Source organism: Oleiphilus sp. HI0066, assembly GCF_001635725.1.
The window spans coordinates 1-1,107 of sequence record NZ_LWFH01000376.1; the positions used below are offsets into that span (position 1 = coordinate 1).

General features: G+C 43.9%; 1 protein-coding gene. It reads left to right on the forward strand.

All coding sequences use genetic code 11. From position 1 onward, the window contains the following. Window positions 1-6: 6 nt before the first annotated feature. Window positions 7-1,044: a recombinase RecA gene (gene recA / locus A3738_RS05220; protein WP_068478791.1), complete on the forward strand. Its 1,038-nt coding sequence runs from the start codon at window positions 7-9 to the stop codon at window positions 1,042-1,044. Window positions 1,045-1,107: the final 63 nt, after the last annotated feature.

The following is a 1,107-nucleotide window of genomic DNA, read 5'->3' on the forward strand; positions in this document are numbered from 1 at the left end:
AACATAATGGAAGGCAATAAACAAAAAGCGTTAAACGCTGCGTTATCTCAAATTGAAAAGCAATTTGGTAAAGGTGCAGTGATGAAAATGGGTGATCAACCACGTGAGTTGATCCCGTCAGTCTCTACTGGGTCACTCGGTTTAGATATCGCTTTGGGTATAGGTGGCTTGCCTTACGGTCGTATCGTTGAAATTTATGGCCCTGAGAGCTCTGGCAAAACAACGCTGACGCTTCAAGTTGTTGCTGAAGCCCAAAAGCAAGGAAAGACTTGTGCATTTGTTGATGCTGAACACGCACTAGACCCCATCTATGCCGAAAAGCTAGGTGTTAATGTGGATGAACTATTGGTGTCACAGCCAGATACTGGTGAGCAAGCTTTAGAGATCGCAGACATGCTAGTTCGATCTGGAGCGGTCGATGTCATTATCGTTGACTCCGTTGCAGCACTTACGCCGCGTGCTGAAATCGAAGGTGACATGGGTGATTCCCACGTTGGCTTACAAGCGCGTTTGATGTCTCAAGCACTGCGCAAGATTACAGGTAATATCAAGAATGCAAATTGTCTATGTATCTTCATTAACCAAATTCGAATGAAGATTGGTGTGATGTTTGGTAACCCTGAAACAACAACAGGTGGTAATGCACTTAAATTCTATTCTTCTGTTCGTTTGGACATTCGTCGAACTGGTGCCGTTAAACAAGGCGACGAAATTGTGGGTAATGAAACTCGTGTGAAGGTTGTGAAAAATAAGGTGTCCCCACCGTTTAGACAGGCTGAGTTCCAGATTATGTATGGTAAAGGTATTTATCATATGGGCGAGGTAATCGACCTAGGTGTGAAAGAAGGCTTGGTCGATAAATCAGGTGCTTGGTATGCATACAATGGCGACAAAATAGGTCAGGGCAAGGCGAATGCTGCTAAATTCTTAGAAGAGAACCCTGAAATCGCAAATGAAATTGAGCAGAAGATTCGCGATAAGTTCATGCCTAAGATCGACGAAAAAGGCGATGGCGAGCCTAAAGAATTAGAACTGGAAGTTTAAAAATCCCCCCTCCGTCTTAGTGTTTTGCTAAGACTAGTTGTATTGCTAATGTGCAGCCCGCTT